This window comes from Halopseudomonas sp. (assembly GCF_038130085.1).
Classification (GTDB): Bacteria; Pseudomonadota; Gammaproteobacteria; order Pseudomonadales; family Pseudomonadaceae; genus Halopseudomonas.
In genome coordinates this window covers 91347-106435 of record NZ_JAYPMU010000006.1, presented here as the reverse complement: position 1 = coordinate 106435, position 15089 = coordinate 91347, and the positions used below count along the sequence as shown (strand labels likewise).

General features: G+C 59.0%; 13 protein-coding genes. All 13 read right to left on the bottom strand.

Annotated features, from left to right (window positions below; translation table 11 throughout):
• Positions 1-63 precede the first annotated feature (63 nt).
• The 13 genes from fliG to AAFM31_RS06600 all read right to left on the bottom strand — a co-directional run bounded on the left by fliG (position 64) and on the right by AAFM31_RS06600 (position 14910).
• On the bottom strand, positions 64-1086 hold the full coding sequence (fliG, locus tag AAFM31_RS06660; protein ID WP_341707115.1) for a flagellar motor switch protein FliG: 1023 nt from the start codon (positions 1084-1086) through the stop codon (positions 64-66).
• Complete coding sequence (fliF, locus tag AAFM31_RS06655) at positions 1079-2797, bottom strand: flagellar basal-body MS-ring/collar protein FliF (protein ID WP_371833018.1); 1719 nt, start codon at positions 2795-2797, stop codon at positions 1079-1081. The genes fliG and fliF overlap by 8 nt, the downstream gene beginning before the upstream one ends.
• Before the next feature lie 28 nt (positions 2798-2825).
• Positions 2826-3158 carry a flagellar hook-basal body complex protein FliE gene (gene fliE / locus AAFM31_RS06650; RefSeq protein WP_341707113.1) on the bottom strand — a complete coding sequence of 111 codons (333 nt, stop codon included), beginning with the start codon at positions 3156-3158 and terminating at the stop codon, positions 2826-2828.
• Between the two features lie 159 nt (positions 3159-3317).
• On the bottom strand, positions 3318-4745 hold the full coding sequence (locus AAFM31_RS06645) for a sigma-54 dependent transcriptional regulator (protein WP_341707112.1): 1428 nt from the start codon (positions 4743-4745) through the stop codon (positions 3318-3320).
• Positions 4732-5988 carry an ATP-binding protein gene (locus AAFM31_RS06640; RefSeq protein ID WP_341707111.1) on the bottom strand — a complete coding sequence of 419 codons (1257 nt, stop codon included), beginning with the start codon at positions 5986-5988 and terminating at the stop codon, positions 4732-4734. Before AAFM31_RS06640 ends, AAFM31_RS06645 begins: the two co-directional genes overlap by 14 nt.
• A 110-nt stretch (positions 5989-6098) precedes the next feature.
• Entirely contained in the window at positions 6099-7568 is a 1470-nt protein-coding gene (locus tag AAFM31_RS06635; RefSeq protein ID WP_341707110.1) for a sigma-54 dependent transcriptional regulator, read from the bottom strand.
• Positions 7569-7725: 157 nt separating this feature from the next.
• Positions 7726-8022 carry a flagellar protein FliT gene (fliT, locus tag AAFM31_RS06630; RefSeq protein WP_341707109.1) on the bottom strand — a complete coding sequence of 99 codons (297 nt, stop codon included), beginning with the start codon at positions 8020-8022 and terminating at the stop codon, positions 7726-7728.
• A gap of 10 nt (positions 8023-8032) precedes the next feature.
• Complete coding sequence (gene fliS / locus AAFM31_RS06625) at positions 8033-8416, bottom strand: flagellar export chaperone FliS (protein ID WP_341707108.1); 384 nt, start codon at positions 8414-8416, stop codon at positions 8033-8035.
• Positions 8417-8550: 134 nt separating this feature from the next.
• Positions 8551-8919, bottom strand: coding sequence for a flagellar export chaperone FliS (gene fliS / locus AAFM31_RS06620; protein ID WP_341707107.1), 369 nt, complete (start codon positions 8917-8919; stop codon positions 8551-8553).
• 4 nt (positions 8920-8923) lie between these two features.
• Positions 8924-10372, bottom strand: coding sequence for a flagellar filament capping protein FliD (fliD, locus tag AAFM31_RS06615; protein ID WP_341707106.1), 1449 nt, complete (start codon positions 10370-10372; stop codon positions 8924-8926).
• A gap of 98 nt (positions 10373-10470) precedes the next feature.
• Positions 10471-10875: a flagellar protein FlaG gene (locus tag AAFM31_RS06610; RefSeq protein ID WP_235005704.1), complete on the bottom strand. Its 405-nt coding sequence runs from the start codon at positions 10873-10875 to the stop codon at positions 10471-10473.
• Positions 10876-10949: 74 nt separating this feature from the next.
• Positions 10950-12557 (bottom strand): flagellin, encoded by a 1608-nt coding sequence (locus tag AAFM31_RS06605; RefSeq protein WP_341707105.1) that lies wholly within the window; start codon positions 12555-12557, stop codon positions 10950-10952.
• A 466-nt stretch (positions 12558-13023) separates the two neighbouring features.
• On the bottom strand, positions 13024-14910 hold the full coding sequence (locus AAFM31_RS06600) for a flagellin (RefSeq protein ID WP_341707104.1): 1887 nt from the start codon (positions 14908-14910) through the stop codon (positions 13024-13026).
• Positions 14911-15089 lie beyond the last annotated feature (179 nt).

Genomic DNA, 15089 nt, shown 5'->3' with positions numbered 1-15089 from the left:
ACCCCGCTTGGAAAACCCGGCCAGCATACCACCGCGTACTGCACAGGGCAGCGGCTGACAGGGTCAGATCATCTCTTCGCCACCTTTGCCACCGAGCACAATCTCGCCAGCGTCGGCCATCCGACGGGCAATCGTCAGGATCTCCTTCTGGGCCGCCTCGACTTCGCTGATACGCACCGGTCCCTTGGCTTCGAGGTCGTCCTGCAGCAGCTCGGATGCACGCTTGGACATGTTGCGGAAAATCTTTTCCTTGATCGCTTCGTCGGCGCCCTTGAGCGCGACAATCAACACCTCGGACGACACCTCGCGCAGCAGAGCCTGGATACCACGATCGTCGACATCCGCCAGGTTATCGAAGACAAACATCAGGTCTTCGATCTTCGAGGACAGGTCTTCATCAATCTCGCGAATCGACTCGATCAGCTGAGACTCGGTACTGGACTCGAGGTAGTTCATGATGTCCGCCGTGCGCTTGACCCCACCCATCGCTGCTCGCGACGTATTGGAGTTGCCCGCGAACTGCTTCTCCAGAATCTCGTTCAGCTCTTTCAGTGCAGAAGGTTGCACGGTGTTGAGTGCCGCAACGCGCAGCAGGATATCCAGACGTACCTTGTGATCGAAATAGCCGACCACCTCAGCCGCCATGTCCGGATCCAGATACGCCACAACGATGGCCTGAATCTGCGGATGCTCGAAGCGAATGACATCCGCCACTGCGCGTGGCTCCATCCACTTCAGGCTATCGAGGCCAGAGGTGCTGCCACCGAGCAGGATACGGTCAACCAGGCTGTTGGCCTTATCCTCACCCAGTGCCTGGGTGAGCATGGTGCGAATGTAGCTGTCAGCACCAACACCGAGACCCGTCTGCTCGCCCACCACCTCGATGAAGTCACCCATGACTTCCTGCACTTGATCGCGCTGGACCGTGCGCAGCCCCGCCATCGCACTGCCGACCCGTTGAACTTCCTTGGGCCCCATGTGCTTGAGAATCGCCGCAGCATCAGACTCACCGAGGCTGAGCAGGAAAATGGCCGCCTTATCCAGTTTGGACATTTTGGCCGGACGTTTGCTGGCTTCTTCACTCATCGGCGTTGATCCACTCTTTCACGACTTGTGCCACTCGGCCCGGGTCTTCTGCCAACAGGCCCTTGATGGCATTGAGCTGCTGTTCATAACCGGCGCCCGGCGGCGGCAACAGTACCGGATTGGACGACGGGCCAGACAGGCTGACCTGGTCGTCGCGCAGGGCTGCGTCCATACCATCATACCCGCCACCGGCCAGTGCCGGATAACCGTCACTGCCACCTTTGCCGGCAACCGTCAGATTTTTCAGCGCCGGGCGCAGTACCGCGAACACCAGCACCAGAACAAACAGAATACCCAGTATCTGCTTGGCAACGTCCCAGAACCAGGGTTGTTCCCAGAAAGGGATAGCCGGTAGCGGCTCCAGTTCGGTTTCCGGTACAAACGGGCTGTTAATCACACTGACGCTGTCACCACGGCTGGCATCGTAACCAACCGCATCCTGCACCAGGCGGGTCAGGCGCGCCATTTCTGCCTCGCTGATCGGCGTCCGGGTCACTTCACCGGACTGCGGATCAACTTGCGCCGGATCGTCCACCACGACCGCGACGGACAGCCGCTTGAGGCGACCTTGCTGCTGACGGGTATGACTGATCTGACGGTCCAACTCGTAGTTGCGTACCGCCTGCTCGCGTTTGTCCTGCGGCACCGCCGCCGCAACAGGCTGGCCGGTCGCGGGGTCAATAACCTGCTCCGGCACCTGAGTGGCGCCCGGCGGCTGATTTGACAGCGCGCCCGGCACACCTTGCGGGCCGGCGTTGGCAGCACGCTGCTCACTGACGACTTGCTCACTGCGCAGCGCCGCGTCGGGGCTGAACATCTCGGCAGTTGACTCGACCGCACTGAAATCTACGTCCGCCGACACCTCGGCCTTATAACGGCCCGAGCCAAGTACTGGCTGCAGAATGTTATGCACCCGGCGGGTATAGGTGTCTTCCAGACGGCGGGTGTAATCGAACTGTCGACCGGCAATGGTCAGCTCGTTCAACTCACTCTGATTCGACAGCAGATTACCGTTCTGATCGACGACGGTGACTTCGTCCTTGCCCAGCTCAGGGACACTGGTGGCGACCAGATTAACAATCGCCATGACCTGCGCAGGCTCCAAACGGCGCCCAGCGTACATTTCCAGCAGGACCGACGCACTCGGCTTGCGGTCATCACGGACAAAGACAGTGGAACGGGGAATGGCAATGTGAACGCGCGCGCCCTTGACGTTGTAGAGGCTGGAAATGGTCCGTGCCAGCTCACCTTCCAGGCCGCGGCGATAACGGGTGGTTTCCATGAACTGGCTGGTGCCAAGGCCCTGCTCACGGTCGAGAATTTCGAAACCGACGTTGCCGTCGGTTGGCGAGATACCGGCGCTGGCGAGGCGCATGCGCGCATCGGCCAGATCCTCGCTGCGAACCAGCAGTGCGCCGCTGTTAGGCTCTACCTTGTAGTCAATCCGGCTCTGCTGCAGCAGATCAACCACCTGCCCCGCATCAAAGCCGTCCATGCTGTTATAAAGCGGGCGATACTCGGGCTCCTGCGACCACAACACCACTGCAAAGCCGATCGCCACACTGGCTGCCAACCCGACCAGCAGGCCGAACTGACGGAGCATTGGCAAACGCGACAGATTCTCCAGAAAGGTCAGCCCCATCAAAGGCTTGCGGTCAGCGGCAAGCGAGTCACGGGTAGCCGGAGTGTTGCTGGCGGGATCCATTGTCATTTCCTCAGGCGATCGGGCTCAAATGAGATTAGATAGGCATTTTCATGATGTCTTCGTAGGCCGCAACCATCTTGTTGCGCACCTGCGTCATCGCCTGAAAGGCAACCGACGACTTTTGCGACGCAATCATGACCTCAGTCAGGTCGATGCCGTCGACACCACGCTCGTAGCCGGACTGCAATTCGGAGGTAGTCTTCTGCAGTTCGTTGACGCGGTCGACTGCCTGCTTGAGCAGATCGTCAAAGCCGGGACCGTTGACGCTCGGCTCGGCTGGCTTGGCCGGTTGCGGCTTGCCCATCGCCTCCATTTGCATGGTGCGCATTTGCAGCATCAATCGATTGAATTCAACACCCTGAGTCACGCTTGCCTCCAGGCCGTCCAGTTTTTTGACGGCTACAGTCGCTTTACAGGGTATTCAGCAAATATGATGCCAACAGCGCAATTGCCGCCAAACAGCAACGCCGAGACAAGCGTCAGCCGAGTAGCTGACGCTTGATGGGGAAGATGGAAGTAGGTGCGATTAAATGCCGGCGAACAGACTGCCTTCGACATCCAAACCGGCGTCACGCATCTGCGCAAGCTTGTAGCGCAAGGTGCGCGGGCTGATGCCGAGCCGTTCTGCGGCCTCCTTGCGACGCCCACGCTCGGCCCGCAAGACATTGATGATCATCTGAAACTCACGCTGACGCACACCGGTACCCAGGTCACAGCCGCTGCCCGGCAACACCGGTTCAGCAACGGCGCCAGACACCGCAGTTTCCGCCTCCGCGCTCACCGGCACTGTCCGCATCACCGGCGTGCCCGTGCCAGCCTGCAAATCAAGGCACAGGTCTGACGGCTGGATGACACCGCCCGCCTGCAGCACCAGCGCCCGCTGCAGCGCATTATCCAGCTCACGGACGTTACCCGGCCACGGGTGCGCCTCCAACGCCTGAACGGCCTGCGGCGAAAAACTGACGCTCGCCATATTCATCTTGCCCGCATGCTTGCTCAACAAACGCTCGGCAATCGGCAGGATATCCGCCGGTCGCTCGCGCAGCGCCCGCCACTGCAGCGGGAACACGCCAAGCCGGTAATACAAATCCTCGCGGAATCGACCAGCAGCCACCTCCGCCGGCAAGTCGCGGTTGGTGGTGGCGATGATGCGGATATCCAGCTGGATCAGCTTGCGCCCACCAACCCGTTCGACTTCGCGTTCCTGCAACACCCGCAGCAGCTTGGCCTGCAGCCCCAGGGGCATCTCGGAAATCTCGTCCAGCAGCAGGGTGCCGCCGTTGGCCTGCTCAAACTTGCCCGGCTGGGCGGCCACCGCGCCAGTGAAGGCGCCCTTTTCATGACCGAACAGCGTCGCCTCAAGCATGTTGTCCGGGATAGCCGCGCAGTTGATCGCAATGAACGGCTGCTCGGCGCGGGGAGATTGCTGATGAATGTAGCGCGCCAGCACCTCCTTACCGGTACCGGACTCACCTGAAATCAGCACCGTTGAGTCGCTGGCCGCAACCCGGGCGGCTAGCTCAAGCAGTTGCACACTGCCGGGATCAACCGCGACCGGGCCATCGCCGGGCGCCGCACTCAAACGTCCCTGGGCGTGCTGGGCAATCAGCTCCAGCAGCGCCTTGGGCGCAAATGGCTTGACCAGATAATCGGCAGCACCCTCACGCATCGCGCTGACTGCCTGCTGCACCGTGCCGTAGGCGGTCATCAACAACACCGGCAACTGCGGGTATTGGGCACGCAACGTACGCAGTAACGCGTGGCCATCCATGCCCGGCATGTTTACGTCACTTACCACCATATTGACCTGCTCACGCCCCAGCAGGGCCAGCGCCGATTCGGCATCAGCGGCTTGCACACAGCTGTAACCACCCAGCATCAGCGTATCGGCCAGCGCCTCACTGAGGGCAGCGTCATCTTCGACCAGCAGAACGCGGATATCAGACTTGCTCATCGGCTTGCTCCTTCGCGGCAGGCAACGCCCGCAACGGCAGCAGAATTTCGGCACTGGTGCCCCAACCGGCCTTGCTGTGCAGATGGAAAGCACCGCCATGCGCCCTGACCACCGACTTGACGACCGTCACGCCCAGGCCAGTGCCCTGCGGCTTACTGGTATTGAACGGCTCGCCAATGTGGGCCAACTGCTCCGCGGTCATACCCTGGCCGGTATCAACAACACTCAGGCTCAACTGACCTTCCATCAGCCGCGCGACCACTTTCAAGCGTGGCGCAGGCATTCCAGCCTGCAACGCGTTCTCGATCAGATTAATGACCGCGCCAACCAGCGTGTCGCGATTGCAACGCAGCATCGCGTCCTGCGGCAGCAGGTTGACCCAGCGGCACTGACCGCCACGCGAGGTAATCAGGCTCTCTGCCTGAGCCTGCAACCACTCAAGGAAGATAGAGACCGGCATAAGGTCATTGATCGGCAGGTCGCCTTTGGCGAACTGCAGCATGTCGCGAATTTGATGTTCAATGCTCTGCAAGCGGCCATGCAGGCGGCTGGAGAAACGGGTGCGATGCTCGACCGGCAAATTGGCATCGCTGAGGTGTTCGGCATAGAGCAAGGCCGAAGCCAGCGGAGTGCGAATCTGATGCGCCAGCGAGGCAACCATACGCCCCAACGCAGATAGACGTTCATTGCGCGCGAGTTCGGACTGCAGCGCCCGAGTTTCGGTCTGATCCTGAATCAGGATGAGCTGACCGGGCTCGCCCTGCAGCGAGCGTGTTGCCAGCGATACCCGACGGCCGCTGCGCAGCGATACCTCGTGATAGTCGTCCTCGCGTGGCGCAAAGCGCTGCTGAATCAGGTCACGCCAGAGCTGCCCTTCGAGCGGCTCACCAAGCAATTCGCGGGCAGCAGGGTTGGCCTCGCGCACCACACCGCGACCGTCGAGGATGATGACGCCGCCGGGCAGCAAATTCAGCACGTTCTGCAGGCGCCCCGCCAACCTCGCCTTCTCGGCCAGCTCACGAGTCCGTTGCGCCTGCGCGTTGGCCAACTGGCGCTTGAGCAACACAACCTGCTGCTCCAATAGCGCATGAGAGGCACCCAGCTGGGCAGACATCGACTGAAAGCGATCAAACGCCTGCTGCAGCTGATCGCTGTCAGCAGCGCGGTCAGACGCTAGCACCTCGCGAACGATATCGTCGAGGTGGTCTACCGGGTTTTGATTGGGTTGCACATTGGCCGACATGGGGTATCCCCTGAATACATGAAGCACACAGGGGATAAAAAGCAAACCTTATGCCAAAATATTGATTTACTTAAAAATCAAAGGGTTGGAAAAATATTTTCCGAGAGGCGTCAGTCTTCTGACGAATCAGCACCACGGTTGAGGCCGTACTTTCGCATCTTCTCAACCAGCGTGGTTCGGCGGATGCGCAACCGCTCGGCCGCTCGCGCAACCACCCCACCGCACTCATCAAGCGCCTGCTGGATCAGCGTTTGCTCGAGACCAGCCAGATACTCCTTGAGATCCAGACCTTCCGGCGGCAAGAACGCCGGACTGTCGAGGCCGACCAACCCGCTGAACGCGTCCCCGCGCTCATCCTCGGGCTCGCGCAACTGACGCAAATCATCCTGATCATCTTCCACATAGCGGAACTTGCGCGGCAGCTCGCCGACACCAATAACGCCGTGCGGGTGCATGATTGCCATGCGCTCGACCAGGTTGGCCAATTCACGTACGTTGCCCGGCCAGTCATGCTGACACAGCGAAAGAATGGCAGAGGTGCTGAAACGGATGGAGCCGCGTTTCTCGGTCTCCATACGGGTGATCAACTCGTTGAGCAGCAGCGGCAGGTCTTCGATCCGCTCGCGCATGGCTGGCATATCGATGGGGAACACGTTCAGACGATAGTAGAGGTCCTCGCGGAAGGAGCCGTCTTCAATCATTTGTTCAAGATTCTTGTGGGTCGCCGCAATCACGCGCACATCGGCACTTTGCACCTTGTTGCTGCCTACCCGCTCAAAGGTCCGCTCCTGCAACACACGCAGCAGCTTCACCTGCATCGGCAACGGCATATCGCCGATCTCATCGAGGAACAGGGTGCCGCCCTGTGCCAACTCGAAGCGCCCGGCACGGCTGGTGATTGCGCCGGTAAACGCGCCCTTCTCATGGCCAAACAGCTCACTTTCCAGCAGTTCTGCCGGAATCGCACCGCAGTTGACGGGCACGAACGGAGCGTCCTTACGGCGCGAGTGATAATGCAGGTTACGCGCTACCACTTCCTTACCGGTGCCGGACTCACCAAGAATAAGCACCGTCGCTTCAGTATCAGCCACCTGCTGCATCATCTGCCGCACGGACTGAATGGATCGGCTGGTACCCACCAGGCTGCGAAACAGATTGGGCTCGCGCTGCCGCTGACGGTTGGCGTTTTCTTCAAACACCTCGCGGTAAACCTGCGCACGGTGCAGCGCGTCGAGCAAATGGTTGTAACTGAGCGGCGGCTCCATGACCGCCAACAGACGCTGCTTCAGATGATCAGGCCAGTTAGCAGACTGAGCAGGATCAAGCAGGATCACCGGCAGGTTCTCGTCCCACTTGTCGAGCTGCCCGAGCAGCGCTGGCAGCCCCTGATCAAGGTCGCAGCGCCCAAGAATCACGCATTTGATTTCGCTCGCCGACTCGACTTGACCGGTGGCAACCTGCAGCCAATTGGCACTGTCGGCAATGATGGCGTCTTCCCCGAGAAACTCCAGAATGACGCTCAGGTCGTGACGGCTCTGAGCAGAATCATCAATCAGCAGGATATGACTGTTTGGCAGCATAGAGGGGACGCTATTCCTATCAGCGGGCTTGAGCTGTACGCAGCGTCATGATGGCGCTGCGCCACACTCTGTTATGGTCGGTTAATGTAGTCAGAAACGACTATCGAGTCAAATACTTGGCGCGCCTTTATCGGCACCAAACTCGCAGTCAAATGCCCTAGCGGAACATCTGATACACCTTCGCCCCCTGACGGCTGCGCTGCAGTCCCTGCAGCTCTTCAGCCAACTTGCCCTGTACGGCCTGACAGAGTGCTACAACCTCGCGATAGGTCTCGCTCAGCTCTTCCAGGATGGACGCGACCTGAAGGTCATCCCGGGTCGGATCTTCCATCGCCACGCGCACCTGCTCGCGGCAGGCCTTATCCAGCTCACCAACCTGTTGCCAGTCACCAGCATGGACGGCCGCGATCAGCGACGCGTGTGTTTCCTGCAGTTTTTCCACGGCATTGGCCATGCTTGCACCCTCACGATTGGCGGATACCGTCCCAGCCGGCTTTGACTTCGCGCAGCAGTTCGGCCACCTCATCCAACATGCTGACATCGTTCTGCAGGTTGGCCTGCGTCAGACGATCCTGCATGAAAGCATAAAGTCGATCAAGGTTGAGCGCCAGCTCTCCGCCTTTATCGGCATTCAGCGCCTCGCGCAGACCACCGATAATCCCCAGCGCCTTGCCGATCCGTTCGCCCTTGAGCGCAACGTTACCATGCTGCATGGCACCCTTGGCCTGGGCAATACGCTGCAGCCCACCTTCCATCAGCATCTGAATCAAGCGGTGCGGATCAGCTTCGCTGACCTGCGCGTTGACGTTGACGGTCTGGTACTGCTTCATTGCTGCGTAGGCGTTCATCTGCAAAATCCTGCGTTGCTGTGGCACATGCCCCTTTATCGGCTAGCAAGCAGAAAGCTGAAGCGCCTTTTACATAAAAAAACCGACCCATTGGGGCCGGTCTTTCGGGTACGCGTGGCATCAATCGCCATAAATCAGGCAGGCTCGATGGCGTCCCATGCTTCTTTGATCTCACCCAGCAACTGCAACACTTCATCCAGTGAGCGCGGCGTATCGTCGAGCGCCACACCAGCGAGCTTGCGGGTCATATAGTCATAAAGGGCGTCCAGGTTTTCGGCAATCTCGCCACCCATGTCCTTGTCCAGCGATGCCTGCAACGCGCCGATGATGCTGAGCGTGCTGCTGACCGCGACGCCGCGACGCTCCGGATTGCCGATCGATTGCGCGTGGCGCGCCAGCTTCAAGCGCTCAATGGCACCTGCCAGCAGCAATTGCACCGCGCGGTACTGTGATACTTCCTGGGAAACCTTGACCTGCTTATAGGTATCAATGGGGTTTGCCATCAGCTTACGACTCCTTCACTACGCCAGGCAGGTTCGCCAGCTGGCCTTCCAGATAAGTACTGGTGCTCGACAGATTCGCCACCAGCGCGTCCATTGCGTTGAATTGCGCCAGCAGGCGCGATTCGAGATTCACAAGTCGGGTATTGAGCCGCTCACGCTGATCGTCGATAGACGACAGGGTGTTTTGCAGCGAGTTGTTACGAGTCTCGATGATCCCGCCCGATTTGGCGTACGGGTCAATCTTGTTGTTGAGGCGCATCATCAGGCCGTCGTCGCCAGCCAGGAAATTGCTCAGTGCGTCATAGTTATCGGTCAGCGCGGTATCCAGCGCCTCCGCATCCAGACTCAGGGTGCCGTCACGCTCGGTGCGAATACCCAGATCCGCCAGGATGCGAATACTACCCTCGCCCGCAGCCGACATCTCGTTACGCAACCCGGACAGTACCGAGCGTACAGAGGCATCCCCGACCAGAGCGGCAGCCAGCGGCTGACCATCATCCCCACCCACTTCGGTTACCGAAGTAAGCGAATTGATGGTCGACATCATGTTGTTATAGGCATCAACAAACGACTGCAGCGATTTCTTGACGCCCGCCTTATCGGCGCCAACCGTCAAACTGACGGTCGTCGCGGCATCCAGATCTTCCTGGCTTTGCGCTTTCTTCAGGGTGATGGTCACACCGTCGATGGCATCCTCGATGGTGTTGCTGTCACTGGAAATAGTGATGCCATCGATGGCGACGCTGGCGTCACGCGCATAGGAAATAACTTTCGCCTCGCGCGGGTCAGCAGGCACTGTTGGTTCAAAGTCAGTAGTTGCAGGTGGCGTGAAGGCGAGCACACTCAGGTCGCCAGTGTCATCGCCGTCGGTAGTCACATCCACGGTGATGTCGTTGCCAGTGCCTGATGTGGTCGAACTGAGAACCAGACGCGAGCCGGCTGCGCCGCTGGGGTCGGTCACAATGGTGGCGCTGATGCCGCTGTCTTGCCCTGCAGCATTGATCGCATCGCGAATGCCGGTGAGGCTGCTGTTGCCGTCGTTGATATCGATACTGAAGGATTTGTCGCCAGCAGAGATAGTCATACTGCCGGTACCGACGGCAGCCGCCGGGTCGTCTACACCCTGCAGGGCAACCTTGCTGGTCTGCGCCAGGTTAAACACCTGCACGCTGTAGTTGCCGGTACCTGCCGTAGACTCTGCTTTGACGGAGAACAGGCTGGAATCGCCACTGGTCGCGGTGCGCTTCTCGTAGGTTTCAGCGGTACTGAGGTTCTTGAGGGTAGCCTGGAAAGTCGACAACGCACTACGGAAGGATCCGAGCGCGGTGAACTTCTCCGTCGTTGCCGTCTCAAGCCGATTCAGCTGCGCCGTCTTGGGCGCGCCATCGGCGTTCACCAATGCGCTAACGATGGAGCTGATGTCGAGGCCGGAGCCAATACCGGTAATAGCCATAGTACTTACCTCGCGACCGTTTTTTGACGAGTCGCCTGCCGAAAAGAATGTTCCGGTCTATCAGGCAAGTTGCGTGCCAGCAAAACCGGCAAGCAGAGTCAGGCCTCTGCTTCGAACAGCACGCTGCGAATTTCCGACAGGTTCTCTGCCAACCGCAACGCTTCTTCCGAGGGAATCTGGCGAATCACATCGCCACTGGTTGCCTCGGTTACATTGATCACCACCCGGCCACTGTCTTCATCAAGATTGAAGTTGATATCACGGCGTACCGACTGGACAAAACCCTGGATATCCGACACCGCCGCCTGCAATTTCTCGCGCTCGGCTTCGGGCGACTGACCGACCGCAGAACGGGTCTGGGTAGCCACCGGCTCGGATGAGGAAGAACGATTCTGTGCAGCATCCATCTGCTTAACCTGGCTCGCGCCAGCACCCGCTTCCACCGCAGCTGCGCTGTTGGCAGGACGGGTCACTTCAAACGGTTTGATAACACCCATATCCATGGTGCTTACCTCGCAACGGACAAAGCGGGGAGAAGGCCAATGCCCTCCCCCCGCAGTTTACCCCTGATCGTTTCTTAGCCCAAGAGGCTCAGAACCGCCTGAGGCAGCTGGTTGGCCTGGGCCAGGATCGCAGTACCTGCCTGTTGCAGGATCTGGTTCTTGGTCAGGTTTGCAGTTTCAGCAGCGTAGTCGGTGTCCTGGATACGACCGCGGGCAGCGGAGGCGTTCTCGGAAACGTTCTGCAGGTTGCTGATGGTGGAGTCAAAGCGGTTTTGGATCGCACCGAGGGAGGCACGAGTCACGTCCACTTCCTTCAGGGCCGCGTCGATGGTAGCGATCGCGCTCTGAGCACCGTCAACGGTAGTGATGTCAATCTTCTCTACCGAGTTGGCAGCCTGTGCGCCTTCGTCAACACCGGCAGCAGTGTCACCAGTGGTGAAGCCCAGGTTAGCTACGCCACCAACGTTACCAGTGGTATCAGTGATGGTGATGTCCGCTGCAGAACCAGTATCGGTGGTCACGAACTCCAGCTTGCCTTCACTTACGGTGGCGCGAACTTCACCGGCCAGACCGCTGTCAGCCGCAATCTTCTGGTTGATGTTGTCAGCCAGCGATTCCAGAGTGGTGTAAGTGCCAGCATCGATAGTGATGGTGGAAGCAGTGCCACCGTTTACAGCGATGTCGAACTGGTCGTTACCGACAACAGCCGGAACAGCCGGTGTACCTGCAGTACCAGTCGATCCAGAACCAGCACCAAACACTACCGCTGCATCTGCGCCGCCGACAGTAACCGCTTGACCGCTGAACAGGTTCGTGGCGTCGACCTCTGTCAGGGTAACACCAGTGCCGTTATCACTTGCTGTAACCAGACCGTCCAATGTTGTGCCGCTCAAAGCGGTGTTGATTGCCCCAGCGAGTGCAGCGTTATCTGCGTAAACACCAGACAGTGTGACGTTCTCAGTATTGCCATTGAAGGAGATCGAGAACGTAGCGTTAGCGTCGGAAGAGTCACCGTTGCTATCGTCAAAGTCCAAACGAGCCGGAGCAGCGCCTGCATAAGTGGAAGCAGTACCGTCAACCTGTGCAGAGCCCGCAGAACCAGTAGAGATAGTCAGCGAAGTCGGCTCAGCACCGGCAGTCAGAGATGCCTTGGTGGCGTCACGGCTGGCAGTGGTGCCCAGATCGGTAGTACGGAAGCTGCCGATCTTGACGCTGATGGTTTCGTTGGCTTGTGCGCCAACCTGGATGTTCTCGGCGAAGCTACCGTCGAACAGCGACTTGCTGCCGAACTTGGTGGTAGTGGAGATACGGTCCAGTTCGTTCTTCAGCTGTACGACTTCGTCGTTCAGAGCCTTACGCTCGGAGTCGCCGTTACCGCCGTTGGCAGCCTGCAGAGCCAAGTCACGCATACGCTGCAGAATGTTGGTGGACTCCTGCAGAGCGCCTTCAGCGGTCTGTGCCAGGGAGATACCGTCGTTGGCGTTCTTGACGGCAACGTTCAGACCGTTGATCTGGCTGGTCAGACGGTTGGAGATCTGCAGACCTGCGGCGTCGTCTTTGGCGCTGTTGATGCGCGAACCGGAGGACAGACGCTCCAGGGAAGTAGCCAGACTGCTGGAGGAAGAACCCAGGTTACGCTGGGCGTTCAGGGAAGCTACGTTCGTGTTGACTGTAAGAGCCATGATAAGTACCTCGACCTAGTGATGTTTGCCTGAGCTTGCGACCCTCGGGCCGGCTTTGCCCAGGCACCCATTGAGTTCGCATTCGATTACTGTATCGGCGCCTTCCGGGCGACCTTTAGCCTTTTTTGCAATCTTTTTTTCTGATTTGCCATCAATGACTTAGGCCACCTCGGCGTCTTCCTGCTGGCCACTGTCAAAAACCCAGCGCCACAACTGCATCAAAGCTGTTACCTATATCGTTCGAACCACCCCGATCTTTAGCCCTGATTAGCGCAAAAGCATGACCGCTGGTCGGGCAGGACGAACGGGAAGGTCGAGCTCCCGCTCGACCAGCTAGCCTGGATGCAACGACGTGGCCGAGTTGGAACTCGGCCCTCCCGCAACCGCACACCGGATTCGCAGGGCATAAAAAAACAAAACCCCGTTCGACCACGAACGGGGTTTGTCAGTACAGCACGTGAACGCTTTAGCCAAGCAAACTGAGCACCGCCTGCGGCAGCTGATTGGCCTGGGCGAGAATCGCCGTGCCGGCCTGCTGCAGGATCTGGTTCTTGGTCAGATTGGCGGTTTCTGCGGCGTAGTCCGTATCCTGAATCCGACCGCGGGCGGCGGAGGCGTTCTCGGCGACGTTCTGCAGGTTGCTGATGGTCGAATCGAAGCGGTTCTGAATAGCACCAAGCGAGGCGCGGGTAACGTCGATTTCACTCAGCGCCGCGTCGATTGTGCTGATCGCCGCTTGAGCGCCCGCTGCCGTGGTGATATCCAGCTGCTCCACGGAAGTATCACGCGCTCCTTCGTCCAAACCGCTGGCGGTTGCGCCATCGGTAAAGCCGAGGTCGGTCAAACCACTGTTGCCAGCCAACGCGCCCAGAGTAATGGTTGCGTCGGTACCTTTGTCGGTGGTGACAAACTGCAGTTTGCCCTCGCTGACCGTGGCGCGCACCTCACCCACCAGGGTCGCGTTGTTGGCGATCTGCTGGTTGATATTGTCTGCCAGCGATTCCAGCGTGGTGTAGTTGGCCTGATCGATATTGATGGTCTGCGCCGTGCCGGTGCCAAGCGCCAGCGTAAAGCCACCGACGCTACCACCCGTGCCGGGGGTTTCCGTACGACCAGCGCCAAATACCGCATCGGCAGCAGCACCCGTTACAGCCAGCGTTTCACCACCCAAGTTCCCCGTCTGCTGCAGGCTAAGCACGCCACCGGATTCAGATACGGTAACCAGACCATTCAGGCTGCCGCCATTAATCTGAGTCTGGATTGCGTTCGCCATGGTTGCGGCGTCGGCGTATTGCTGATCTAGCGTGATAGTTTGTGAGGTGCCGCCTAAGTCAATGGATAGACTACTGGACTGATCTGCGGGGGAAATTATGCTGGTCGGTAATCCAGCAAACGCTGCAAAGTTTTGGGAGATAAGCAAATCAGCACCAGCATCTGGATTGAGTAACCGAACACCAAAATGCCCGTTACCGTCATCAAACGCCTCAATTAAGTTACCGCCTGGATCAGCACCATAATTAGTCGTGATTTGCTGGTTGAAGTCGTCTACCAAATCCGAAACGCTACTAAACGATCCATAGGTGAAGTCAACATCCCGAATAACCGAACCGGTGGCAGTAGTGGTCACGTCTGAGTTGAAGTTGAAGTTAGAAATATCAATCACCCCCCCCCCACTCAGATCCTCCGTACCAACAACCTCCACCGCAGTAGTACTGAAGTTGGTCTGAGCCACCCCCACACCCTGCACCGATGCCGCCGTCGACGCGCCACCTGCACCCACAGTCAAACTCGCCGGCGCACTCCCCGCCACCAACGACGCAGCAGTGGCATCACGCGAGCCCTTGGTGCCCAGATCGGTGGTGCGGAAGCTGTCGATCTTGACACTGATGGTTTCGTTCGCCTGAGCGCCGACCTGAATATTTTCCGAGAAGCTGCCGTCGAACAGCGATTTGCTGCCGAACTTGGTCGTCGTGGATATCCGATCCAGCTCGTTTTTCAGCTGCACCATTTCATCGTTCAGCGCCTTGCGCTCAGAGTCGCCATTGCCGCCGTTGGCCGCCTGCAGCGCCAGATCGCGCATGCGCTGCAGAATGCTGGTGGATTCCTGCAGGGCACCTTCGGCGGTCTGCGCCAGCGAGATGCCGTCGTTGGCGTTTTTGACCGCCACGCCAAGGCCGCGAATCTGACTGGTCAGCCGATTGGATATCTGCAGGCCGGCTGCATCGTCTTTCGCGCTGTTAATCCGCGAGCCAGACGACAGCCGCTCAAGCGACGTTTGCAGGCTGCTGGATGAACTGCCCAAATTGCGCTGCGCGTTCAGCGACGCGACATTGGTATTGACGGTCAAGGCCATGGCATGACTCTCAGTGAAGACCGACTACAAAATGATGGTATCGCCAGCCTTGCTTATTAGCTGGCGCACCCTCCCCATGCCACCATTTCGGCACCACAAGAGAAAACTTTAGCGCGGCGTCAAATCACCAGCAGATGACACCCTGATGAACACGGACAGACGGCACCCCGATGCAACGC

What these genes read in the sequence shown, in the direction of transcription:
- fliD (WP_341707106.1), bottom strand. Translation starts at nt 10,372, where the DNA reads ATGGCTATTACCGGTATTGGCTCCGGCCTCGACATCAGCTCCATCGTT.
- fliT (WP_341707109.1), bottom strand. Translation starts at nt 8,022, where the DNA reads ATGGCCAATGCCGTGGAAAAACTGCAGGAAACACACGCGTCGCTGATC.
- fliG (WP_341707115.1), bottom strand. Translation starts at nt 1,086, where the DNA reads ATGAGTGAAGAAGCCAGCAAACGTCCGGCCAAAATGTCCAAACTGGAT.
- AAFM31_RS06645 (WP_341707112.1), bottom strand. Translation starts at nt 4,745, where the DNA reads ATGAGCAAGTCTGATATCCGCGTTCTGCTGGTCGAAGATGACGCTGCC.
- AAFM31_RS06605 (WP_341707105.1), bottom strand. Translation starts at nt 12,557, where the DNA reads ATGGCTCTTACAGTCAACACGAACGTAGCTTCCCTGAACGCCCAGCGT.
- AAFM31_RS06600 (WP_341707104.1), bottom strand. Translation starts at nt 14,910, where the DNA reads ATGGCCTTGACCGTCAATACCAATGTCGCGTCGCTGAACGCGCAGCGC.
- AAFM31_RS06610 (WP_235005704.1), bottom strand. Translation starts at nt 10,875, where the DNA reads ATGGATATGGGTGTTATCAAACCGTTTGAAGTGACCCGTCCTGCCAAC.
- fliF (WP_371833018.1), bottom strand. Translation starts at nt 2,797, where the DNA reads ATGACAATGGATCCCGCCAGCAACACTCCGGCTACCCGTGACTCGCTT.
- AAFM31_RS06635 (WP_341707110.1), bottom strand. Translation starts at nt 7,568, where the DNA reads ATGCTGCCAAACAGTCATATCCTGCTGATTGATGATTCTGCTCAGAGC.
- fliS (WP_341707108.1), bottom strand. Translation starts at nt 8,416, where the DNA reads ATGAACGCCTACGCAGCAATGAAGCAGTACCAGACCGTCAACGTCAAC.
- fliS (WP_341707107.1), bottom strand. Translation starts at nt 8,919, where the DNA reads ATGGCAAACCCCATTGATACCTATAAGCAGGTCAAGGTTTCCCAGGAA.
- AAFM31_RS06640 (WP_341707111.1), bottom strand. Translation starts at nt 5,988, where the DNA reads ATGTCGGCCAATGTGCAACCCAATCAAAACCCGGTAGACCACCTCGAC.